The organism is Ruegeria sp. AJ12, from assembly GCF_056536245.1.
In genome coordinates this window covers 1,752,804-1,772,682 of record NZ_JBQFJJ010000001.1, presented here as the reverse complement: position 1 = coordinate 1,772,682, position 19,879 = coordinate 1,752,804, and the positions used below count along the sequence as shown (strand labels likewise).

General features: G+C 59.4%; 24 protein-coding genes and 1 tRNA gene. 15 read left to right on the top strand and 10 right to left on the bottom strand.

Translation table 11 applies throughout. The features are described 5' to 3' along the window. Positions 1-33: 33 nt before the first annotated feature. Positions 34-507, bottom strand: coding sequence for an outer membrane protein assembly factor BamE (locus ACR3E0_RS08985; protein ID WP_480478215.1), 474 nt, complete (start codon positions 505-507; stop codon positions 34-36). A gap of 85 nt (positions 508-592) precedes the next feature. Between ACR3E0_RS08985 and ACR3E0_RS08980 the strand changes: the two genes are divergently transcribed. The 8 genes from ACR3E0_RS08980 to ACR3E0_RS08945 all read left to right on the top strand — a co-directional run bounded on the left by ACR3E0_RS08980 (position 593) and on the right by ACR3E0_RS08945 (position 5,939). Beyond that, positions 593-1,129 carry a YceD family protein gene (locus ACR3E0_RS08980; RefSeq protein ID WP_480478213.1) on the top strand — a complete coding sequence of 179 codons (537 nt, stop codon included), beginning with the start codon at positions 593-595 and terminating at the stop codon, positions 1,127-1,129. A gap of 207 nt (positions 1,130-1,336) precedes the next feature. Further along, a complete protein-coding gene (rpmF, locus tag ACR3E0_RS08975) occupies positions 1,337-1,543 on the top strand; it encodes a 50S ribosomal protein L32 (protein WP_068331762.1) in 207 nt (68 codons plus the stop codon). 24 nt (positions 1,544-1,567) lie between these two features. Next, the gene (gene plsX, locus ACR3E0_RS08970) at positions 1,568-2,656 is read left to right on the top strand and encodes a phosphate acyltransferase PlsX (RefSeq protein ID WP_480478210.1); all 1,089 of its coding nucleotides are present in this window, start codon (positions 1,568-1,570) and stop codon (positions 2,654-2,656) included. A gap of 21 nt (positions 2,657-2,677) precedes the next feature. Further along, the gene (locus ACR3E0_RS08965) at positions 2,678-3,649 is read left to right on the top strand and encodes a beta-ketoacyl-ACP synthase III (protein ID WP_480478208.1); all 972 of its coding nucleotides are present in this window, start codon (positions 2,678-2,680) and stop codon (positions 3,647-3,649) included. Positions 3,650-3,745: 96 nt separating this feature from the next. Then, the gene (gene ihfA, locus ACR3E0_RS08960) at positions 3,746-4,048 is read left to right on the top strand and encodes an integration host factor subunit alpha (RefSeq protein WP_480478206.1); all 303 of its coding nucleotides are present in this window, start codon (positions 3,746-3,748) and stop codon (positions 4,046-4,048) included. A gap of 18 nt (positions 4,049-4,066) precedes the next feature. Beyond that, positions 4,067-4,660 carry a MerR family transcriptional regulator gene (locus tag ACR3E0_RS08955; protein WP_480478204.1) on the top strand — a complete coding sequence of 198 codons (594 nt, stop codon included), beginning with the start codon at positions 4,067-4,069 and terminating at the stop codon, positions 4,658-4,660. 61 nt (positions 4,661-4,721) lie between these two features. Then, a tRNA-Pro gene (locus ACR3E0_RS08950) sits at positions 4,722-4,798 on the top strand. 61 nt (positions 4,799-4,859) lie between these two features. Beyond that, positions 4,860-5,939, top strand: coding sequence for a 2'-deoxycytidine 5'-triphosphate deaminase (locus ACR3E0_RS08945; RefSeq protein ID WP_480478202.1), 1,080 nt, complete (start codon positions 4,860-4,862; stop codon positions 5,937-5,939). Between the two features lie 3 nt (positions 5,940-5,942). On the opposite strand, the gene ACR3E0_RS08940 is transcribed toward ACR3E0_RS08945, so the two are convergent. From ACR3E0_RS08940 to argS, 6 genes are all read right to left on the bottom strand, one after another. Continuing rightward, positions 5,943-6,185 (bottom strand): hypothetical protein, encoded by a 243-nt coding sequence (locus tag ACR3E0_RS08940; protein ID WP_480478200.1) that lies wholly within the window; start codon positions 6,183-6,185, stop codon positions 5,943-5,945. A 65-nt stretch (positions 6,186-6,250) separates the two neighbouring features. Then, positions 6,251-6,907: an SMC-Scp complex subunit ScpB gene (gene scpB / locus ACR3E0_RS08935; protein ID WP_480478198.1), complete on the bottom strand. Its 657-nt coding sequence runs from the start codon at positions 6,905-6,907 to the stop codon at positions 6,251-6,253. Next, positions 6,900-7,694, bottom strand: coding sequence for a segregation and condensation protein A (locus tag ACR3E0_RS08930; protein WP_480478196.1), 795 nt, complete (start codon positions 7,692-7,694; stop codon positions 6,900-6,902). The genes scpB and ACR3E0_RS08930 overlap by 8 nt, the downstream gene beginning before the upstream one ends. Beyond that, positions 7,684-8,691 (bottom strand): beta-N-acetylhexosaminidase, encoded by a 1,008-nt coding sequence (gene nagZ, locus ACR3E0_RS08925; RefSeq protein ID WP_480478194.1) that lies wholly within the window; start codon positions 8,689-8,691, stop codon positions 7,684-7,686. The genes ACR3E0_RS08930 and nagZ overlap by 11 nt, the downstream gene beginning before the upstream one ends. Beyond that, positions 8,688-9,752: an SPOR domain-containing protein gene (locus tag ACR3E0_RS08920; RefSeq protein WP_480478192.1), complete on the bottom strand. Its 1,065-nt coding sequence runs from the start codon at positions 9,750-9,752 to the stop codon at positions 8,688-8,690. The genes nagZ and ACR3E0_RS08920 overlap by 4 nt, the downstream gene beginning before the upstream one ends. An 88-nt stretch (positions 9,753-9,840) precedes the next feature. Then, positions 9,841-11,586, bottom strand: a complete 1,746-nt coding sequence (gene argS / locus ACR3E0_RS08915) for an arginine--tRNA ligase (protein WP_480478190.1) — start codon at positions 11,584-11,586, stop codon at positions 9,841-9,843. A 132-nt stretch (positions 11,587-11,718) separates the two neighbouring features. Between argS and ACR3E0_RS08910 the strand changes: the two genes are divergently transcribed. After that, positions 11,719-12,270, top strand: a complete 552-nt coding sequence (locus ACR3E0_RS08910; protein WP_480478188.1) for a putative pterin-binding protein — start codon at positions 11,719-11,721, stop codon at positions 12,268-12,270. Here ACR3E0_RS08910 and ACR3E0_RS08905 read toward each other — a convergent pair whose 3' ends face one another. Beyond that, the gene (locus ACR3E0_RS08905) at positions 12,271-13,413 is read right to left on the bottom strand and encodes a deoxyguanosinetriphosphate triphosphohydrolase (protein ID WP_480478186.1); all 1,143 of its coding nucleotides are present in this window, start codon (positions 13,411-13,413) and stop codon (positions 12,271-12,273) included. 76 nt (positions 13,414-13,489) lie between these two features. Between ACR3E0_RS08905 and ACR3E0_RS08900 the strand changes: the two genes are divergently transcribed. Both ACR3E0_RS08900 and xth read left to right on the top strand, forming a co-directional pair. Further along, entirely contained in the window at positions 13,490-13,813 is a 324-nt protein-coding gene (locus ACR3E0_RS08900; RefSeq protein ID WP_480478184.1) for a HesB/IscA family protein, read from the top strand. 284 nt (positions 13,814-14,097) lie between these two features. After that, a complete protein-coding gene (gene xth, locus ACR3E0_RS08895; protein ID WP_480478182.1) occupies positions 14,098-14,877 on the top strand; it encodes an exodeoxyribonuclease III in 780 nt (259 codons plus the stop codon). Between the two features lie 4 nt (positions 14,878-14,881). On the opposite strand, the gene ACR3E0_RS08890 is transcribed toward xth, so the two are convergent. After that, positions 14,882-16,030 (bottom strand): FAD-dependent monooxygenase, encoded by a 1,149-nt coding sequence (locus tag ACR3E0_RS08890; RefSeq protein WP_480478179.1) that lies wholly within the window; start codon positions 16,028-16,030, stop codon positions 14,882-14,884. A gap of 72 nt (positions 16,031-16,102) precedes the next feature. Continuing rightward, positions 16,103-16,525, bottom strand: a complete 423-nt coding sequence (gene dksA, locus ACR3E0_RS08885) for an RNA polymerase-binding protein DksA (protein ID WP_170432517.1) — start codon at positions 16,523-16,525, stop codon at positions 16,103-16,105. Positions 16,526-16,908: 383 nt separating this feature from the next. On the opposite strand from dksA, the gene ACR3E0_RS08880 reads away from it, so the two are divergent. The 4 genes from ACR3E0_RS08880 to ACR3E0_RS08865 all read left to right on the top strand — a co-directional run bounded on the left by ACR3E0_RS08880 (position 16,909) and on the right by ACR3E0_RS08865 (position 19,876). Beyond that, positions 16,909-17,754 carry an AAA family ATPase gene (locus ACR3E0_RS08880; protein ID WP_480478177.1) on the top strand — a complete coding sequence of 282 codons (846 nt, stop codon included), beginning with the start codon at positions 16,909-16,911 and terminating at the stop codon, positions 17,752-17,754. 130 nt (positions 17,755-17,884) lie between these two features. Then, complete coding sequence (locus ACR3E0_RS08875; protein ID WP_480478175.1) at positions 17,885-18,334, top strand: N-acetyltransferase family protein; 450 nt, start codon at positions 17,885-17,887, stop codon at positions 18,332-18,334. Further along, positions 18,331-19,698 carry a DUF2927 domain-containing protein gene (locus ACR3E0_RS08870; RefSeq protein ID WP_480478173.1) on the top strand — a complete coding sequence of 456 codons (1,368 nt, stop codon included), beginning with the start codon at positions 18,331-18,333 and terminating at the stop codon, positions 19,696-19,698. The genes ACR3E0_RS08875 and ACR3E0_RS08870 overlap by 4 nt, the downstream gene beginning before the upstream one ends. 7 nt (positions 19,699-19,705) lie before the next feature. Next, positions 19,706-19,876: a hypothetical protein gene (locus tag ACR3E0_RS08865; protein WP_480478171.1), complete on the top strand. Its 171-nt coding sequence runs from the start codon at positions 19,706-19,708 to the stop codon at positions 19,874-19,876. Positions 19,877-19,879 lie beyond the last annotated feature (3 nt).

Below are 19,879 nucleotides of genomic sequence, written 5' to 3'. Positions count from 1 at the left end.
CGCCTTGTGAATATAGCAAGGTTTTAGCGCGGATCAGTTTGTGTTCAGCACGTTTGCCGGGTTGAAGTTGCCGATGTTACCCAACAGCTGCCGCAGGAAGCCTTTGTCCTGAACGTTGGAATCGGTCACGCGACGCTCCAGCGGAATGACGATTCCATCCTCAAGACCGAAGCGTTCGATGTTTTGCACGACGCCCCGCTGATCAAAGCTGATCGCAACCAGTTCACGCGACACCACCTCGGGCCGTTTCGGCCCATAGTGGCGCACCCGCGATGCGACATAATAATAGCCGGAATCCCGGACAACACCGGATGCACCAGGCGCGCCAAGGGTTTCTTCAACCGTGTCACGCGTATCGACGCCCACCTTGATCTCGGCCAGTTCTTCCGAGGGCGGGACATACCCGTGATTTTTGAAGATCGGAGTGCACGCCCCGATCACTGCTGCGCAGGCAACAATGACAAGCGATTTCGCCGCCGGTTTCAACTTGTTCACCACCTTCAACATGCACACCCTCTTGCCTTGGCCTCTTGCGGCTTCTATCCGATTACAGAAACCGCTGCCCCGGTTCAACAGAGGAAAAGGTCACGACATGAACAACCAAACGTCTCTGCGGGTGGCCGACCTGCCGCAAAACGCCCCGACGCCTTTCAACTTGCGACCGGATGCAGCGGACCTGGAGGCGATCCGGCAGGACCTCGACCTGTTGGGTTTGCGCAAGCTCAGCTTTGTCGGTGACATTCAGGCGCAAGGCAAACGGGATTGGGTTCTGAATGCCAAACTGGGCGCGACCGTCGTTCAACCCTGCATCATCACGCTCGAGCCGGTGACAACGCGGATCGACGTGCCGGTGACCCGTGTCTTCGTGGCAGACTGGACCGATCCGGACGAGCCCGAATATGAGATCCCCCAGGATGACGAGACCGAGCCCCTTGGCGCAGAGATCGACCCTGCGCAGATCATGATCGAAGCCCTGGCCCTGGCGCTGCCTCAGTACCCGCGCAAGGACGGTGCCGAACTGGGATCAACCGACTATACCGAGCCCGGCAAACAGGCGATGACGGATGACGACGTCAAACCCTTTGCGGGATTGGCCGAGTTACGAGATGCGTTGAAAAAAGACGAGTGACAGAGGTCTGAATTCCTGTCATAGCAGGCGGTCAGAAAAATCGCTTGATCATGACGAGAATCGCAGTATTTTCGCGCGCTCATCGGATTTTGGGTTGGACATTGCGGGGCTCGTCGCCTAAACGCGCGTCAAACCACGATAAAACGAAATATGAAACCCCGGCCGGCGGCGAATCTGCGGGCCCTTAGTCAGACAAAGGTTGAGACCATGGCCGTCCAACAGAACAAAGTTTCCAAGTCGCGCCGCAACAATCGCCGCGCGCACGACGCTCTGGTTGCTGCAAACCCGAACGAATGCCCGAACTGCGGCGAGCTGAAACGCCCGCATCACGTTTGTGCTGCCTGCGGCCACTATGACGATCGCGAAGTCGTTGCACAGGCCGACGAAATCGACCTGGACGAAGACGCGGCCTAAGCCTGATCGAGCACAGGCCAAGGCATGACTGATCAGCCCACGCACGCCAAACGGATCATCATCTCGGTTGACGCTATGGGTGGGGACGCCGGTCCCGCAGTTGTTGTTGCAGGCATTGCGAACTCGGCCAAGAAAAACCCGGAAATCGGGTTTCTTTTGCACGGTCCGGAAGACATACTGCGCAAGCAGGTTGCAAAACGGCGAGGCCTGGAAGGGCGCGTCGTTTTTCGTGATTGCCCCGATGTGGTCACGATGGAGGACAAGCCCAGCCAGGTTGTGCGCAGCGGCAAACAGACCTCGATGTGGTCCGCGCTTGATGCAGTCCGCCAGGGCGAAGCCCATGGTGCGGTCTCCTGTGGCAATACCGGCGCATTGATGGCGCTTTCGATGATGCGCCTGCGCAAACTGCCCGGCGTCAACCGCCCGGCCATCGCGATCCTGTTCCCATCCCGCAACCCCCAGGGGTTCAACGTGATGCTGGATGTGGGTGCCGATGTACGCGCCGATGCACGCGACCTTTTGCAATTTGCCTTGATGGGAGCGTCTTATGCCCGCAACGGCATGGCGTTGCACCGCCCGCGTATCGGCCTGTTGAATGTCGGAACCGAAGAACACAAAGGCCGCGCCGAGCTCAAAGAAGCCCATGCGATGATCGCCGAGTTTGCCGAGCCCGCGAATTTCGATTTCGTCGGCTTTGTCGAAGGCAGCGATATCCCCGGAGACAAGGCGGATGTCATTGTCACCGATGGGTTTACGGGCAATGTCGCCATCAAAACCGGCGAAGGCACTGCCAGCCTGATCGGAGACTTGCTGCGTGAGGCGTTCAAATACACGCCGCTGTCGCGTCTGGCCTCGATCCTGGCGATCACGTCGCTGGGGCGCCTTAAGAAACGTATCGATCCGCGCCGTGTGAACGGCGGTGTGTTTCTGGGGTTGAACGGCACCGTCGTAAAGTCCCATGGCAGCGCGGACGCAACGGGCGTATCGGCAGCGATCAAGCTGGCCTTTACGCTGGCGCAGTCCGGATTTGCCGAAAAATTGGCGGCACGGGTTGCATCCACTGCCGAGCTTGCACAAGATGCCGCGCATGCTGCGCCGCAGACAGATAAATAACAAAAAAGGCAATACCCCAACATGGCAGGCCGTTCAGTTGTTGTAGGTGTCGGGCATTATTTGCCGGAACGCGTTGTCCCGAATTCAGAATTTGAACAGACGCTCGATACGTCGGACGAATGGATCAGAACCCGGTCCGGAATTGAACGCCGCCACTTTGCCGCCAATGATGAAACCACTTCGGACATGGCAACGCATGCGGCCAACTCCGCGCTGAAGGATGCCGGGCTGACCGCAGACGACATCGACGCCGTTATTCTGGCAACTTCGACCGCCGATTTGACCTTTCCGTCTGCCGCAACGATGGTTCAGGCCCGATTGGGCATGACCAATGGGTTTGCCTTTGACGTTCAGGCCGTATGCGCGGGGTTCGTTTATGCGCTGACCAACGCCAATGCGCTGATCCTGTCCGGTCAGGCCAATCGCGTGTTGGTGATCGGGGCCGAGACCTTTTCCCGAATCATGGACTGGACGGACCGGGCGACCTGCGTATTGTTCGGGGATGGCGCAGGTGCAGTGATCCTGGAGCGACAGGAAGGTGACGGCACAGCGCAAGATCGCGGCATTCTGGCGACAGACCTGAACTCGGACGGACGCTACAAAGACCTGCTCTATGTGGATGGCGGCGTCTCGACCCAGACGACCGGCTATCTGCGGATGAAGGGCAATCAACTGTTCCGGCAAGCCGTGGAACGGCTGACCGAAACCGCAGAGGCGTGCCTGGAGAAAGCCGGACTGCAGCACGAGGATGTGGACTGGATCGTGCCCCATCAGGCCAATATCCGCATCATCCAGGGCACAGCCAGGAAATTGGGGGTGCCGATGGACCACGTCGTGGTCACCCTTCAGGACCACGGAAACACATCGGCCGCATCGATTCCCCTGGCCATGTCCGTGGCCAAACAACGTGGACAGTTCAAAGAGGGCGATTTGCTGGTGACCGAGGCCATCGGTGGTGGATTGGCCTGGGGTTCCGTCCTTCTGCGCTGGTGACTGGCGCAAATCGGCTTACACACCCACGCGCAATTCATTGATATTGACAGCGAATTTGCCCTACCCCTATGCTTTGACATCAACAGGGGAATAGGTATGGGCGACAAAACACTGACCCGAATGGATCTGAGCGAGGCCGTCTTTCGTGAGGTTGGCCTTTCACGCAATGAAAGTGCGCAACTGGTCGAAAGCGTTCTGAACCACATGTCCGACGCGCTGGTGCGCGGCGAGCAGGTCAAGATTTCGTCTTTCGGTACGTTCAGTATTCGGGACAAAACAGCCCGCATCGGTCGCAACCCCAAAACCGGTGAAGAAGTTCCCATTCAGCCGCGCCGCGTGCTGACCTTCCGCCCGTCGCACCTGATGAAGGATCGCGTCGCCGCCGGGAACCGCAGGTAACCCCGAGGACGCGCGGATATGAGCAAGTCCCCCGACGCGTTTCGCACCATCAGTGAAGTTGCGGATTGGCTCGGTGTTCAGGCCCATGTCCTGCGATTCTGGGAAAGCAGATTCAACCAGATCAAACCCGTGAAACGCGCAGGGGGCCGTCGGTATTACCGGCCTAGCGACATGCTCTTGTTGGGTGGGATCAAGAAACTGCTGCACGAAGATGGAATCACGATCAAAGGCGTGCAACGGATCTTGCGTGAACAAGGCGTGGCCCATGTGGCGGCTTTGTCCCAGGGTCTGGACGAGACCGCCGAGCCAGAGGCAGCGACAGACGACACCGTTGTTGCCTTTTCCGCACGGCCCGCATCGGCGACCGACCAGATTCACATGGATCTGGGTGAGGCGGCTGCCTCTGACCCGGCGCACCAGGAAAAGCCGACGTCTGATCCAATGCGGACACCTTTGGAACCGCAGTTGGATGCGGCCCCGTTGATGGGCGGAATTGCCTCTCTGGCCTGGAACCGATCCGAGTATGACGCCGAACTTCTGGACAGGATCGAGCCACTGGCCAAAGATCTGCGAAAGTGGCTGAACCGGGTCGAAACCCAACGTGCGGGATAAGTCAAAAGGCAATGTTTTCCTCTTGCCCCTGCCGGGAATTTCTTTATGAACGCTCCAACGTCGGGCTATGGCGCAGCCTGGTAGCGCGTCCGTCTGGGGGACGGAAGGTCGCAGGTTCGAGTCCTGCTAGCCCGACCAAATCACACCGACGAATATGGCAGACAGGCCAGATCCTCTTCTGTCGCAGGGGAGGTTCAGAATGACAGGCGTGTGCCCGAACCAGCAGATCGAAGCGATGATAGGGCGCGGTGACATCACCGCCAAACCCGATGTGCTGCCTGCACAGATCCAACCCGCCAGCCTTGATTTACGTTTAGGAACAGTTGCTTACCGCGTTCGCGCCTCGTTTCTGGCAGGCGAAGGCCGCTCAGTCGCGGATCGCCTGACCGAGTTCGAGATGCACCGGATCGACATCTCGGACGGGGCCGTTCTGGAAAAAGGCTGCGTGTACCTTGTGCCTTTGATGGAAGGGTTGGCTCTGCCCGGTGATGTCAGCGCGGTGGCCAACGCCAAAAGTTCGACCGGTCGACTGGATTTGTTGACCCGCACGATCACCGATGGCGGCACCGAGTTCGACCGGGTTCCTGCCGGTTACACCGGACCGCTTTACGCTGAGATCTGTCCGCGCTCCTTCTCGGTTCTGGTACGGCCGGGCATGCGTTTGAACCAGATCCGGTTCCGGCAGGGGCAAGCGGTTCTGACGGATGCTGAACTGACGGCTTTGCATGCCGACGCACCCCTCGTTGATGGACCCGCCGTTATTCAGGATGGGTTGGGCTTTTCGGTCGACCTGCAATTGCCCGACACCGATCTTGTGGGATATCGGGCAAAACCGCATACTGGCGTCATCGATCTGGACCGGATCGGCGGATACGATCCGCAGGATTACTGGGAAGAAGTGCGCACCAAGGACGGTCGCATCATTCTGGACCCGGGTGCGTTCTATATCCTCGTCAGCCGCGAGGCGGTTCATATCCCACCGCTATACGCCGCTGAAATGGCCCCTTACCTGGCCATGGTGGGCGAATTCCGTGTCCATTACGCGGGGTTCTTCGACCCCGGGTTCGGACATGCCGCTGCCGGTGGCGCAGGATCGCGCGGCGTGCTGGAGGTCCGCTGTCACGAGGCTCCCTTTGTTTTGGAACATGGTCAGGTGGTCGGGCGGCTGGTCTACGAACGGATGGCCGAGATGCCGACGCAGTTATACGGTGCGGGCATTGCCTCGAACTATCAGGGGCAGGGCCTGAAACTCTCCAAACATTTCAAAGCTGTAAGCTGAGTTTCAGAATCGCATGAACCGCCGCATCTGACGTGTCAGCTGCTGCACCTGTTTCATGTTTTGCTTCTGCCCACGTGAGCCGTCCGCCACGCGTTTCTGAATGTCGGGGTCGCTTGGCGTGCCGGATTTTTGCCCCGGTTTGCGCGTCGTCCGGCCCGCCAGATCAAAACCTTTATCCACGCCGCGCGTCACAAGACGGCGCATCACCTGGCGCACGATCATGTTGATGATCCGATTTGCGTTCATTGCTCAACTCCCTGCCCTCGCATCGTAACATAGGCCGTGCGTGCGGCAGCAAAAGGGCAGCACCATCACTCTTCTTCAAACAATTCGGTCTGGTCCTCGTCTGCGTCCTCCTCCTGACCCTCGCCCAGTGCGACAGTCCCCGGCGGTGGTCGGTTTTCCAGCAATCCGGCAGCGCGCAGTTCTTTCAGACCCGGCAGGTCGCGCGCGTTTTCCAGCCCGAAATGGTCCAGAAACTGCGGTGTCACGACAAAGGTCACCGGGCGTCCCGGCGTCATCCGACGACGCCCCAGACGGATCCACTCCATCTCCAGCAACTGGTCGATGGTTCCGCGTGAGACCGACACGCCGCGTATTTCCTCGATCTCGGCCCGGGTGCAAGGTTGGTGATAGGCGACGATGGCCAGCGTTTCGATCGCGGCCCGGCTCAGCTTGCGCGTCTCGACCGTTTCTTTCTGCATCAGAAACCCGAGGTCAGGGGCGGTGCGGATCGCCCAAGATTCACCGACCTTGACCACACGCACTCCGCGCCCCTCATACCGTTTTTGAAGCAGTTCAACAGCTTGTGCCGCATTGCTGCCATGCGGCATCCGGGCTTCGAGGTCCGCAATCGTCACCGCCTCGGCGCTGGCAAACAGCACGGCCTCGACCATGCGTTCCTGCTCGGCCAGGGGGGGCGCTTCGAACAGGGTGCCGGAGCCATCGTCTTTTGGGGCGTCAGTCACGTGTATCGGTCCTCTTGCGCAAACGGATCGGAGCAAAGGTTTCGCTCTGCTTGATTTCCATATGTCCTTCTTTCACCAGCTCCAGCGAGGCTGCAAAGGTCGCCGCAGTGGCCGAACGACGGCGCACCGGGTCTGCATCCCAACCCTCGGGGAGATAGGTTTCCATATCGGTCCAGGTGCCTGCGAACCCAATCAGCGGGCGCATCCGCTCCAGCGCCTGTTCCATTGTGAACACCGCGTCGCGATCCATGGTAAAGGGCCGGAATTCGTCGCGGGTGCGGATACGGGCATAGCCCTGCATCAGGTCCAGCAGCGTGGCGGAATAAGTCACCGTGCGGATGCGGGTGACATCCTCGCCTTGCCCGCGTTTGAAAAAGTCGCGCCCCAACTGGTCGCGCGCCATCAACCTTGCGGCGGCGTCGCGCATGGCCTGCAGCCGTTCAAGCTGGAACGCCAGATGCGCCGCCAGCTCTTCACCGGATGGGCCCTCGTCGTCGGGATCCGGTGGCAACAGCAATCGGGATTTCAGAAAGGCCAGCCACGCGGCCATAACCAAGTAATCCGCGGCCAATTCGATGCGCAGGGCGCGGGCTTTCTCGACAAAGGCGAGATATTGCTGTGCCAAGGCCAGAACGGAGATTTTCCGCAGATCGACCTTTTGCGTCCGCGACAGCATCAGCAAAACGTCCAGCGGGCCTTCGAACCCGTCCACATCTACAATCAGCGCTTCGGCCGCCAGACGATCCGCGACTGAGACCGGGTCTTCGCTGAAAAGGTTATCGTTCATACACCTGCCCGCCCATTAGGGCAGATAGTTCCGCCTCGGCGGCCTCGATGTCAAGTTCTGCCGGGGCTTTGCGCATCGCCAGAGCACGGTCTGCGCGAGACTGCGCCACATCCGACATTTGGCCGACGGTTTCCAACACGGCACGCCGCTCGGCAAAGCTGCCATTGCAATGCAATACGACGTCACACCCAGCCTGCAACGCTTGTGTCGCGCGTTCAGGCACCGAACCGCTCAGCGCTTTCATCGTGATGTCGTCGGTCATGATCAGCCCTTGGAAACCAATATCGTGGCGGATCACCCGCATCATCGGGGCTGAGATCGTAGCCGGTGCCGAGTCGATCTGTTCAAATACCAGATGCGCCGTCATGCCCATCGGCAGATCGTTCAGTGCACGGAACGGCGCAAAATCAGTCCCGGTGAGCTCTTCAAGCGGCAGATCCACACGTGGCAAGTCAAAATGGGTGTCCAATGTTGCGCGCCCGTGGCCCGGCATATGCTTTAGAACCGGCAGCACACCACCGTCCAAAAGGCCCTCTGCCACCGTGCGCCCAATGCGGGCAACCGAATCCGTATCACCGCCGTAACACCGGTTGCGCAAAAAGGCATGCGTTTCTGCGCGGGCCAGATCCACCATCGGGGCGCAATTGCTGTCGATGCCCAGCGAGAACAGCTCATCCGCAATCAAACGATAGCGCAGGTACATGGCGCGTTCGGCGTCCTCACCGGCCCGCTCCGCGTGGTCCAGAGGCGGCAGCCATTCGCGGGCCAATGGGGCGCGCAGGCGCTGTACGCGCCCACCTTCCTGATCGACTGTTATGAGGCAATTGCGTCCGACAGCCTCGCGGAAATCATCACACAACGCGCGCACCTGATCGGCACTTTCGATATTCCGGGCAAACAGGATGAACCCAAACGGGTTCATCTGGCGGAACAGCTCCCTCTCATCCGGTGTCAGGCGCAGACCTTCAGCATCTGTGATCGCAGCGCCAAACTTCACCGCACGGCAACCGGGATACAGTCGGCACCCTGGGCGACCAGTGCCGCGCAGAACTGGCGGGAGTCGCTCAGGTCCTCAAATCCCAGCACGCGCAGGCGATAGAATGTCCGTCCACCGCTTGAGGTTTTCTGGATAACGCGCTGTTTTCCATCCATGTATTCGCCAAACTGGCCAGACAGGCGGCCCCATTCAGCCTGTGCCACATCAACGCTTTCATAGGCGCCAAGTTGGGCCAGGCGCGTGCCCTTGCCGAGGGTATCGGGGTCGACGTCCAGACCGGCGGCAGCTGTGACGGCTGCATTGATCGCAGACTCTGAGTTTTCGCTGGGCGATACACCGCTGCCGATGGAGCGGGCCGGACGGGTATGTGGCCGCAGCGACCGGCGCACGCCCGGCAACTCGGCAATAGCCGGATCCGGCAGATGTGCCGCCAGATCCGCAGGATCGATTGCGGGTTCTTCTTCAGGCGTGGCGAGTGCCGCAAGCTGAACGCCCTGTTCCGAAGACTGCTCGGCCCGGGCGGCTTCTCCGGCCAGTTCAGCAACCAGCGCATCGACCGCGTTCTGGCGCAGTTCGGCCGCCTGCTGGTTCGAGATCGGCTCTTCCACGACATGCACGGCCTGGGTCGGCTGCAACGCGCCACCCGGCAGGTCTTCGTCCGTCAGCGAAACCGGACGCGGCGCCAGGATCAGGCGATCCGCAGGAGCTGCGGCCGAGCCCTCGGCTGCCACGGCGTTGACGGCGAGGCCCTGGTGATCGGCGGGCGTTCCCCCGGGTTTCTCGGGCTGAATACGCATCGGACCCTCGACGGCACGCACCACGGGAACGCCGCTGACATCGCGCATCACCAGATTGTAGCCCCAGACCGCAACCCCGGCGACCAGCGCCAGTGACGCGATCGCACCCATCGCATTCACGACACGACCGACCGCCGTCGCGCCACGTGGCGCATCATAGTCCTGGATGTCATCGGAGTATTCATACGCATCCTCCGGATGCGTATGATTCGTGTAATGCCCTTGCTCGGGACTGTGTTGCCCCGAGTAATTGTAACTCGTCATGTCCGCCTCACTGCCCGTTCCGCACCGGAAAACATGGCGCGCGGGTCATTTCTTGCCTACCTCAGACCGGCGGTTCGGGCGGTATTGGTTACCGCATCTCCTGCGCCGGAGTGACGCCAAGAATACCCAAGCCCGCTGAAATCACAACAGAAACAGACCGGGCAAGCGCGATTTTCGACTGGCTTGTGGCAACATCGCCATCCTGAATGAACCGAAGCTGGGTTTCGTCATTGCCCTTGTTCCACAACGCGTGGAAATCGCCAGCAAGCTCATAGAGATAGAAGGCAACGCGGTGCGGTTCATTGGTACGCGCGGCGATCTCGATCAAACGCGGCCATTCCGCCAGTTTCTTGGCAACGGTCAGCTCGGACGGGTGCGTGTTGATGCTCAGGTCAGCACTGACAAGGGTCGCGTCGTCCGCTGCAATTCCGGCCTCGGCAGCCCGGCGCAGCACGCTCATGACGCGGGCATGGGCGTATTGCACGTAGAACACCGGGTTTTCGCGGCTTTGTTCCAGCACCTTGTCAAAATCGAAATCCAGAGGCGCGTCGTTCTTGCGGGTCAGCATGACAAACCGGGTGACGTCAGGGCCAACCTGATCGACCACGTCGCGCAGAGTCACGAAGTTCCCTGCCCGCTTGGACATCTTGAACGGCTCGCCGTTCTTCCACAGCTTCACCAGTTGGGTCAGTTTGATATCCAGCGACACCTTGCCATCGGACAGCGCCGACACCGCAGCCTTCATCCGTTTGACATAGCCGCCATGGTCCGCGCCAAACACGTCGATCAGCGCGTCAAAACCACGGCTTACCTTGTCATAGTGATAAGCGATATCCGGGGCGAAATAGGTCCAGCTACCGTCCGACTTCTTGACCGGGCGGTCGACATCATCGCCGTGCTCGGTTGATTTGAACAGGGTCTGCTCACGCGGTTCCCAATCCTCGGGCTTTTTGCCCTTGGGCGGTTCCAACACGCCTTCATAGATCAGGCCCTTGTCAGTCAGCGACTGCAGCGCAGCCTCGATCCGGCCCGTGCCATAGAGCGATTTTTCCGAGAAGAACACGTCCATCTCGACACCCAGCGCCTTCAGGTCGGCGCGGATCAGGTCCATCATCGCGTCGGTGGCGAAGTTGCGCAGGTCTTGCAGCCACTCGCTCTCGGGCTTGTCGATCAGACTGTCGCCGTACTTTTCTTTCAGTGCTTCACCGATCGGGATCAGGTAGTCACCGGGGTAAAGGCCTTCGGCGATTTCGGGGCTCAGCCCGTTGGCCTCGCGATACCGTTCATAAGCCGACCGCGCCAATACATCGACCTGCGCACCGCCGTCGTTGATATAATACTCACGGGTCACGTCATGCCCCGAATAGGCCAGCAGGCTTGCCAGCGCATCCCCGAACACCGCGCCCCGCGTATGACCCACGTGCAGCGGACCGGTGGGGTTCGCCGAGACATACTCGACATTGACCTTCTGTCCGTGCCCCATGGTCGAGCGACCATAATCGGTGCCCTTCTCCAGCACAGCCGCCAGGACACCCTGCCAAACCGGCGGTGCCAACCGCAGGTTCAGGAAGCCCGGCCCTGCCACTTCGGCGCTGGTGATCCGGTCATCCATCGCCAGTTTACCCGCCAGCACATCAGCAATGTCGCGCGGCTTCATCCCGGCCGGTTTCGCCAGCACCATCGCCGCATTGGTGGCCATATCCCCATGCGCCGCATCGCGCGGCGGCTCAACCGCCACGTTGTCATAGCTCAGCCCCTCGGGCAGAGCGCCTTCGGACTGCATCTGCACCAGCGCGTCCAGCACCAGGCTGCGGATCTCGGAAAACAGGTTCATTTCGGATGTCCTTATGCTTGCCGCGCGGTTTATCACGCAAGGCCGCAAGGTCAATGGACGCCCTCAGTTTGAGCTTGGTTTCGCGCCGCAGCCGATTAGGGTTGTAAAAGACCCACTTACGGAGCCTGATCCATGCGCCTTGCCCTGCCCCTTATCCTGATGGTGTCCGGTGCCATGCCAACCTGGGCCGAAATGCCTGCCCTCAAGGGCCACGTGCTGCTTACCGTTGGGGGTGCCGTCACCGAAACCAACCTACCCGCGCGGGGCGAGACTGACGGCGGGCTGTTGGGCTATCTCGAAGTCCAGCATGACGGCGCAGCCGGGTTCGACGCGGCCATTCTCGACGGGTTGGAGCAGATTGAGATCACCATCCCCTATGGGCCCGAAGGAAACCAGCGCGACATCGCATTTTCGGGTCCACTTCTGTCCGACATCATGACCCTGGCCGGTGCACAGGGGAAGACCGCAAAACCCATGGCGATGGACGGCTACCAATCGGAAATCCCTTGGGCCAGCATCGAAACGCACCAGCCAATCGTGGCCACGCATACGGATGGCGCTCCAATGGGGATCGGTGGATACGGCCCAACGATGATTGTGTTTCCGCCCACCGATGACCCTGATCTGGCGCAGGAACAATCCGGCCAACAGGTCTGGGCACTGGCCTATATCGGGGTCGAGTAATCAGTCGCCGGTCAGCCGTGCGTGATCCTGGAGGGCGAACCGGTCGGTCATTCCGGCAATATAATCAGAAACGATGCGGGCCAGCGCTGTTTCGTCGGTGGCAGCCTCGATATCGCCGTGCCAACGTTCCGGCATTTGCCTTGGGTCGTTCAGGTATATGGGGAACAGGTCTTCCACAACCTGGCTGACCTCTGCGCGAACTTTCATGACACTGGGCGCGCGATACATCTTGGAAAACAGAAACGCCCGAATTTCCCTGAGTTGTGCCCACAATCCGTCCGAAAAGCGGATCACAGGACGGCCAAGATGCCGGATATCCTCGACAGTTTGGGCACCTGACCGAGCAATCAGATCGCGAGAGGTGTCGATCACATCAGACACCATCACTCCAAAAACCCGGCGCAAGGCTTCATGCCGTCTCCGATAGGGGTCCAACCCGGGATACTTTTGATCCACGTTGGCATAGCACTCCCCGACGATGGGCAATTGCTGAATTTCATCATCCGTGAACAAACCTGCGCGCAGCCCGTCCAGCAAATCATGGTTGTTGTAGGCGATATCATCGGACAGGGCCGCCACCTGGGCCTCGGCGCTGGCATGGGTGTGCAGCTCGAGGTCGAAACCGCCGTTGCACTCGGCCAGTGCCCAGGGCAACTCACCCAACACAGGGCCATTATGCTTGGCAATACCTTCCAGGCACTCCCAGGTCAGATTGCAGCCATCGAAATCGGCATAGTGACGTTCCAGTTTCGTCACGATTCGAATGGCTTGTGCGTTGTGATCAAACCCGCCATAGGGCTTCATCAGGGCGTGCAAGGCGTCTTCACCGGTATGGCCAAAGGGCGTGTGCCCAAGATCATGGGCCAGTGCAACCGCTTCGGTCAGTTCAGGGTTCAAGCCCAACGCACCGGCGATTGTGCGGGCGACCTGCGCCACTTCGATGGAATGGGTCAGACGGGTGCGGTAACTGTCGCCCTCATGTTCGACGAAGACCTGTGTCTTGTGCTTGAGCCGCCGAAAGGCGCTGGCGTGAATAATCCGATCCCTGTCACGCTGAAAGCATGACCGGAAGCTGCTTTCTTCCTCCGGCACAAGCCGCCCGCGCGCTCGGCCTGGATTCGAGGCAAAACCCGCTCGCTCCAATGGTCTTGTCCTTGTCGCCTGTCCTTGCGCTTTCTATATTGTACGGCGTAGGGGAAATAAACCTTTGGAGTTTGGCATGAATCTGCCGCCATCAGTCACCGAACGGGCCTTTGACCGCCTCGCCGAGATCGGCGCAGCGGATCAGGGGCAAGCCCTGCGCGTCGCGGTAGAGGGCGGCGGCTGTTCCGGTTTTCAATACGAAATTGCGTTGGATGAGCCGAAAGAAGACGATCTTGTGCTGGAAGGCAAAGGTCAGAAAGTGATTGTGGATGCTATCTCACTGCCGTTTCTCGAAAACGCCGTGATTGATTTCACTCAGGAACTGATCGGCGCGCGGTTTGTGATCAATAATCCAAACGCCACCTCATCCTGCGGCTGTGGCACCTCTTTTTCAATGTAACAGCCATTGGGGGCCTTGCCCCCAAACCCCCAAGGTATTTTTGGCCAGATGAAGCAGGGATCCGCTCTCTGACGTTGAAATCAGAGAGCTTCACCTGGCGCGGTCATCGGCGCCTCCGCCTGTACCGCAAGTCTGTGTTCAAGCAGTTTGTTTAAGGATCCGTTTCTTCATCTGGCCAAAAATACCTCGGAGCGCGAGGCAGAGCCTCGCTAACCCTCCCCTGTGCTCCTTGCCGTTGGACGAATTCTGCGCGATAGGTGGCCAAGGAGACCGGAGGATCGCCGATGAAAATCGCCACGTTCAACATCAACGGCATCAAAGCGCGGGCTGAGGCTCTGCCCCGATGGCTGGACGATGCGAATCCCGATATTGTTCTGCTTCAGGAAATCAAATCCATCGACGAAAACTTCCCCCGCGAGATGTTCGCGGAGCGAGGCTATAACGTCGAAACCCATGGGCAAAAGAGTTTCAACGGTGTTGCCATCCTGTCAAAACTGCCGCTCGAGGACGTGACGCGCGGCCTGCCCGGTGATGACGAAGACGAACAGGCCCGCTGGATCGAGGCCACTGTCATCGGCAAACGTGCATTGCGGATATGCGGGTTGTACCTGCCCAATGGCAACCCTGTTCCGGGCCCCAAATATGACTACAAGCTGGCCTGGATGGAGCGCCTTTACAACCGGGCGCGCGATCTGCTGGCCAGTGAAGACATCGCGCTGATGGCCGGGGATTACAATATCATCCCGCAGGCCGAAGACGCAAAACGCCCGGATGCGTGGCGCGAGGATGCGCTTTTTCGCCCCGAAAGCCGCGCGGCGTTTCGCAGGATTCTGAACCTCGGGTTTACCGAAGCCTTTCGGGCGCGCACGCAAGGGCCCGGTCACTATTCGTTTTGGGACTATCAGGCCGGGGCCTGGAACAAAAATGACGGCATACGTATCGATCATTTCCTGCTGACCCCGCAAGCCGCCGATCTGATGCGGGATTGCCAGATCGACGCCGAAATACGCGGGCACGAAAAACCCTCGGATCACGTGCCGGTCTGGGTTGATCTCGACCTGTAAGACGTCAGGCTGTGGCGTCGTAGTCGTAGATCCATTCATAGCGCCGTCCCAACCGGCCCCCAAATGCGGTCAGAGCCATCTGCGCTGCGATCCGCGCTGGCCCACGCAGATGAAAGTTCCGCGCATTGGCCGACGCTGCGTCCACAACCTTGCGCGCGCGCCCGGCCCGTGTGGTTTCATAAGACGCCAAGGCCGTGGGAACGCTGGCCTCCTCAAAAGATCGCGCCAGAATCCATGCATCCTCAAGCGCCAGGCACGCGCCTTGCGCCATGAAGGGCAATGTCGGGTGTGCCGCATCGCCCAACAACGCGATGCGCCCGTTTTGCCATTTCCGGGCGACCGGGCGCAGGAATAGCGCCCAAAGGTAGGTCTCCTGCACCTCCTGCAGCACGTCGTGTACCTTGCCACCAAAATCCGAGAACCGGGCGCGCAGCTCATCGGGGTCGCCTTTCAGGCGCCACCCTTCTTCCTGCCAATCCGATCTCTCCTCAATGGCGACGATGTTCAAGAGGCTTTGATCACGCAGCGGATAGGTCACCACATGACGACCGGGTCCCATGGTCAGATGTGCTTTGGGCAATTTCGACACCCGGTTCCAGGGAATGGTGGCTCGCCAGGCAACCTGATTTGTAAAGCCCAGAATTTCTTCCCCGTTCAGTGAGGGTCGGATCGCGCTGCGCCCACCGTCCGCTGCAATCGCACAATCGACCGACAAAACATCCCCGTTGCCCAATTCGAGTTCAGCTTTGTCAGTGTCTTGGCGAAGATCGCAAACCTTGCTGTTCAACCATATTTCGACACCGGCCGCTTTTGCGGCCTCATGCAGGAGGGTAATCAGGTCAGCCCGGTGGTAATAGTAGGTCGGACCCGCAGCAGGTTCACCTATGCGGCTGATAAATCTCCCAGACTTATAGTCGCGCAGGATCGTGCCGTAAGATCTTTGGCCCAGTTTCGGAGAGTTTCCGATCACCCCAAGCGCCCTCAGAACTGCCAGACCGTTTGCGCTGATTTGAAGCCCGGCACCCACTTCGGCTATCTCTGGGGCTTGTTCGAGAACGATGACCTCGGCCCCTCTGTTGCGCAACGCGACAGCCGCCGCCAACCCGCCGATCCCCGCGCCGACTATGCCGAATTTCAAACCTTCGATACCCATGGCCCTGACTTACCCCACAAAAAACGCCGGAGCCACAGGCCCCGGCGCAAATGCTCTACGATGTCCCGGCGATCAATCGTCGCGGTGGACTTTTTCCCGACGCTCATGGCGCTCCTGCGCCTCGAGTGTCATGGTCGCAATTGGTCGCGCATCGAGGCGTTTCAGCGAGATCGGATCACCGGTTTTCTCGCAATACCCGTACTCACCCTCGTCGATCCGGCGCAGGGCCGAGTCGATCTTGGCCACCAGCTTGCGCTGACGATCCCGGGTCCGCAGTTCCAGCGCACGGTCGGTCTCCTCGCTTGCGCGATCGGCCACGTCCGGAATGTTGCGGGTGTTGTCCTGAAGCCCTTCGATCGTGTCGCGGCTGCCTGCCAAAAGCTCGTTCTTCCAATCCAGCAGCTTGCGACGGAAATATTCAAGCTGACGATCGTTCATGAAAGGTTCATCTTCAGCCGGGCGATAATCCTCCGGCAGAAAAACTTCCTGCTTCATTTTTGCTCCCTCGGTACGGGCTGAAACGTCGGTTGCTGTTGTTTCACCTGACATTCGGCACCCCCTTCTGCGGAGCGTGTAACCGACGGGCACAGGAATGTCACTACACAAACGTCGCACCCGCGCGCCACCACTCCGTACGGTCTAAATGCGAGGCTTAAAACAACAAAACCTTGTTTTTCTGTGAACTTCAGCGGGCCATTTCAAGGCAGCCTGCAACCAAAGGGGCATCGGATCGCGTCCGAATCAAGCGAAAGGGTCTGGCGTTGTTGCGAAAAATCGCGGTTCCCGACGCAGCGGTCCCGCTTGTCAACACCCGTGCCTGTCTGTAACCCGGACCCGACTGAATACCCGCACATCGCGCGAAACCAGATGAGGCGCCCATGACCGCACGATTTCAAAGCACGGCAGAATATGTTGCCACCGACGATCTGACCATCGCCGTGAACGCCGCCGTGACCCTGGAACGTCCTCTTTTGGTCAAAGGCGAACCCGGCACCGGCAAGACGGAACTGGCCAAGCAGGTCGCCGGCGCGCTGGGGTTGACGATGATCGAATGGAACGTCAAATCCACCACCCGCGCGCAGCAGGGCCTGTACGAGTATGATGCGGTCAGTCGCCTGCGGGACAGCCAGTTGGGCGAAGAGCGCGTGCATGACGTGTCCAACTACATCCGCAAGGGCAAACTGTGGCAGGCCTTTGAGACGGATGAAAAGGTGGTTTTGCTGATTGATGAGATCGACAAGGCCGATATCGAGTTTCCAAACGATCTGTTGCAGGAACTCGACAAGATGGAGTTCCATGTCTACGAGACCGGCGAGACCATCAAGGCCAAGAACCGTCCGATCGTGATCATCACGTCGAACAACGAAAAAGAGCTGCCGGACGCGTTCCTGCGCCGCTGTTTCTTTCACTACATCCGGTTTCCCGACGAAGCGACGATGCGCCGGATCGTCGACGTGCATCACCCCGGGATCAAGGACGCGCTGCTGACCACCGCCCTCACCCAGTTCTATGAAATCCGGGAAACGCAGGGGTTAAAGAAAAAGCCCTCGACCTCTGAAGTTCTGGATTGGCTCAAACTGCTGCTGGCCGAGGACCTGTCCGCAGAGGATCTAAAGCGCGACGGCGCCAATGCGCTGCCAAAACTGCACGGTGCATTGCTGAAGAACGAGCAGGATGTGCATTTGTTCGAACGCCTTGCCTTTATGGCGCGCAGCAAACGCTGAATTCCGCCTCCCCGGTTGAACATCAGGTGATCACGGCTTGCCATGCGGCGGGCCGGATGTCAGCATCAGACGACGCGGCTCGGTTTTTTCAGTTCGGGCGGCCTAACACGCGAAAGTTCAGGACACCCGATTGACCAATCCTCCCACAATTCGCCCCCTGCGTCCCGAAGACAGGGACCAATGGTCCGAAATGTGGCACAGCTATCTGGCTTTTTATGAGACCGAATTGCCGGACACGATCTACCAGTCCACGTTCGATCGCCTGCTGGGAGATGATCCACAGGATTTTTGCTGCTTTGTTGCCGAGGTGGACGGTCAACTGGTCGGACTGACCCATTACCTGGTTCACCGCCACGCCTGGAAGGTGGAAAACGTGTGTTACCTGCAGGACCTCTATGCCCGGCCCGAGGCGCGCGGCACAGGCGTGGGGCGTGCCCTGATCCAGGCTGTCTACGACGAAGCAGATCGCAAAGGTGCCCCGACGGTCTACTGGCTGACACAGGAGTTCAATCACACAGCGCGCCAGCTATATGATCGCATCGGTGTTCAGACCCCGTTTATCAAGTATCAGCGCCGATGATGCGGTGGGGTGCTCTTGGTCTGGCGATCATTCTGGCGGGTTGCACGACCGTCGAAACCATCGAGCTGCCAGAGGACATCAAGTTCGTCGAAGTGTCTCTTCCACCGGCCAAGGCATTCTCGACCTCGCACCCATCACCGCCGGCGAGATCGAACAGGAACATCGCTGCCGATTTCCTGTCCCTGCATTTCGAGTTGGAAAGCGGCGCGCAACTGCCCGTTTTTACAAGATTTGAAGAACCGGTAACCGTGCGGCTGACGGGTGCGCCCACACAAAGTATGCAGACCGACCTGACCCGCCTGCTGCGGCGTCTGCAACGCGAAGCTGGAATAGATATCCGTCAGATCCGCGAAGGTCAGGCCAATATCACGATCGAGGCGGTCAGTCAGAAACAGATCCACCGCATCCTGCCCCAGGCCGCTTGCTTTGTGGTGCCCAATGCCTCGAGCCTTGAGGAATATCGCCAGGATCGGCGCAAGCGCAAAAGCAGCTGGACCGAACTGCGCAACCGCGAACGGCTGGGTATTTTCATCCCCTACGACGTCAGCCCGCAAGAAATGCGCGATTGCCTGCACGAGGAACTGGCACAGGCCTTGGGACCGTTGAATGACCTCTACCACCTGCCGGATTCCGTGTTCAACGACGACAACATCCACACGGTATTGACCGGGTTCGACATGTTGATTCTGCGTGCCGCCTACGCGCCGGAACTGCACAGCGGCATGACCCGGGATCAGGTCGCAGCCGTCATTCCGGGCGTGCTCAGCCGCCTGAACCCAAGAGGTGAAAGATTACCGGCGCACCCTATCTCGAACACACCTATGAGTTGGTCCAAAGCAATTCAAAAATCTCTGCGACCAAATAGGGCAAAATTCTTGCGCATGCGGGATGCCCGTAGAGCAGCCAAGATCGCACGGCAACTTGGTTGGGCCGATCACCGCCTCTCTTACCCGTACTACTTGATGGGTCGAATGGCGCAGTTTCAAGATCCCGCAACGGCATTGCGCCACTATCAGATTGCGCTTCAGTTTCTGCGCGACTCTCCGGGCACAGAGTTGCACCAAGCCCATTTGACCGCGCAGTTGTCAGGCTATGCCCTTGCGCAGGGAAAGGGTGCCGAAAACTTGCCGCAGTTAAATGCTGCAATCGACCTAATGCTTCAAGCTGAAAATGCAGGGCAATTGGCGACGCTTTTGTTGCTCAAGTCTGAGGCATTGCTGCAAGCTGGCAGGATTGAAGAAGCCGCTTCGGTCAGGGTGGACAGTCTGGGGTGGGCGCGGTACGGCTTTGGCTCGGATCCGGTGGCGCGATCCCTTGTGCAGGACGCCGCGATCAGGCAACCGGACAACAGCACAGGCGGATGAGACAACAATGTTAGTGGTTCTGGGAATGGCGATATTGGGGGCAATCCTGGGCGCTTTGACCGCAAAAAAACGCAACGGCAATACGGCAGACATGGCCCAGTATGCAGCAGGGTATGGAATCGCCTTCGCGCTTGTTGGTCTGATCCTGTCGATGATGCTGGTCCGCCTGGTGTTTTGACAG

Coding starts and splice junctions, on each gene's coding strand:
- ACR3E0_RS08890 (WP_480478179.1), bottom strand. CDS start 16,030: ATGGGTATCGAAGGTTTGAAATTCGGCATAGTCGGCGCGGGGATCGGC.
- ACR3E0_RS08965 (WP_480478208.1), top strand. CDS start 2,678: ATGGCAGGCCGTTCAGTTGTTGTAGGTGTCGGGCATTATTTGCCGGAA.
- ACR3E0_RS08930 (WP_480478196.1), bottom strand. CDS start 7,694: ATGAACGATAACCTTTTCAGCGAAGACCCGGTCTCAGTCGCGGATCGT.
- ACR3E0_RS08865 (WP_480478171.1), top strand. CDS start 19,706: ATGTTAGTGGTTCTGGGAATGGCGATATTGGGGGCAATCCTGGGCGCT.
- ACR3E0_RS08980 (WP_480478213.1), top strand. CDS start 593: ATGAACAACCAAACGTCTCTGCGGGTGGCCGACCTGCCGCAAAACGCC.
- ACR3E0_RS08870 (WP_480478173.1), top strand. CDS start 18,331: ATGATGCGGTGGGGTGCTCTTGGTCTGGCGATCATTCTGGCGGGTTGC.
- rpmF (WP_068331762.1), top strand. CDS start 1,337: ATGGCCGTCCAACAGAACAAAGTTTCCAAGTCGCGCCGCAACAATCGC.
- plsX (WP_480478210.1), top strand. CDS start 1,568: ATGACTGATCAGCCCACGCACGCCAAACGGATCATCATCTCGGTTGAC.
- ACR3E0_RS08955 (WP_480478204.1), top strand. CDS start 4,067: ATGAGCAAGTCCCCCGACGCGTTTCGCACCATCAGTGAAGTTGCGGAT.
- ihfA (WP_480478206.1), top strand. CDS start 3,746: ATGGGCGACAAAACACTGACCCGAATGGATCTGAGCGAGGCCGTCTTT.
- dksA (WP_170432517.1), bottom strand. CDS start 16,525: ATGAAGCAGGAAGTTTTTCTGCCGGAGGATTATCGCCCGGCTGAAGAT.
- ACR3E0_RS08910 (WP_480478188.1), top strand. CDS start 11,719: ATGCGCCTTGCCCTGCCCCTTATCCTGATGGTGTCCGGTGCCATGCCA.
- argS (WP_480478190.1), bottom strand. CDS start 11,586: ATGAACCTGTTTTCCGAGATCCGCAGCCTGGTGCTGGACGCGCTGGTG.
- ACR3E0_RS08940 (WP_480478200.1), bottom strand. CDS start 6,185: ATGAACGCAAATCGGATCATCAACATGATCGTGCGCCAGGTGATGCGC.
- ACR3E0_RS08900 (WP_480478184.1), top strand. CDS start 13,490: ATGAATCTGCCGCCATCAGTCACCGAACGGGCCTTTGACCGCCTCGCC.
- ACR3E0_RS08985 (WP_480478215.1), bottom strand. CDS start 507: ATGTTGAAGGTGGTGAACAAGTTGAAACCGGCGGCGAAATCGCTTGTC.
- ACR3E0_RS08945 (WP_480478202.1), top strand. CDS start 4,860: ATGACAGGCGTGTGCCCGAACCAGCAGATCGAAGCGATGATAGGGCGC.
- ACR3E0_RS08880 (WP_480478177.1), top strand. CDS start 16,909: ATGACCGCACGATTTCAAAGCACGGCAGAATATGTTGCCACCGACGAT.
- xth (WP_480478182.1), top strand. CDS start 14,098: ATGAAAATCGCCACGTTCAACATCAACGGCATCAAAGCGCGGGCTGAG.
- ACR3E0_RS08920 (WP_480478192.1), bottom strand. CDS start 9,752: ATGACGAGTTACAATTACTCGGGGCAACACAGTCCCGAGCAAGGGCAT.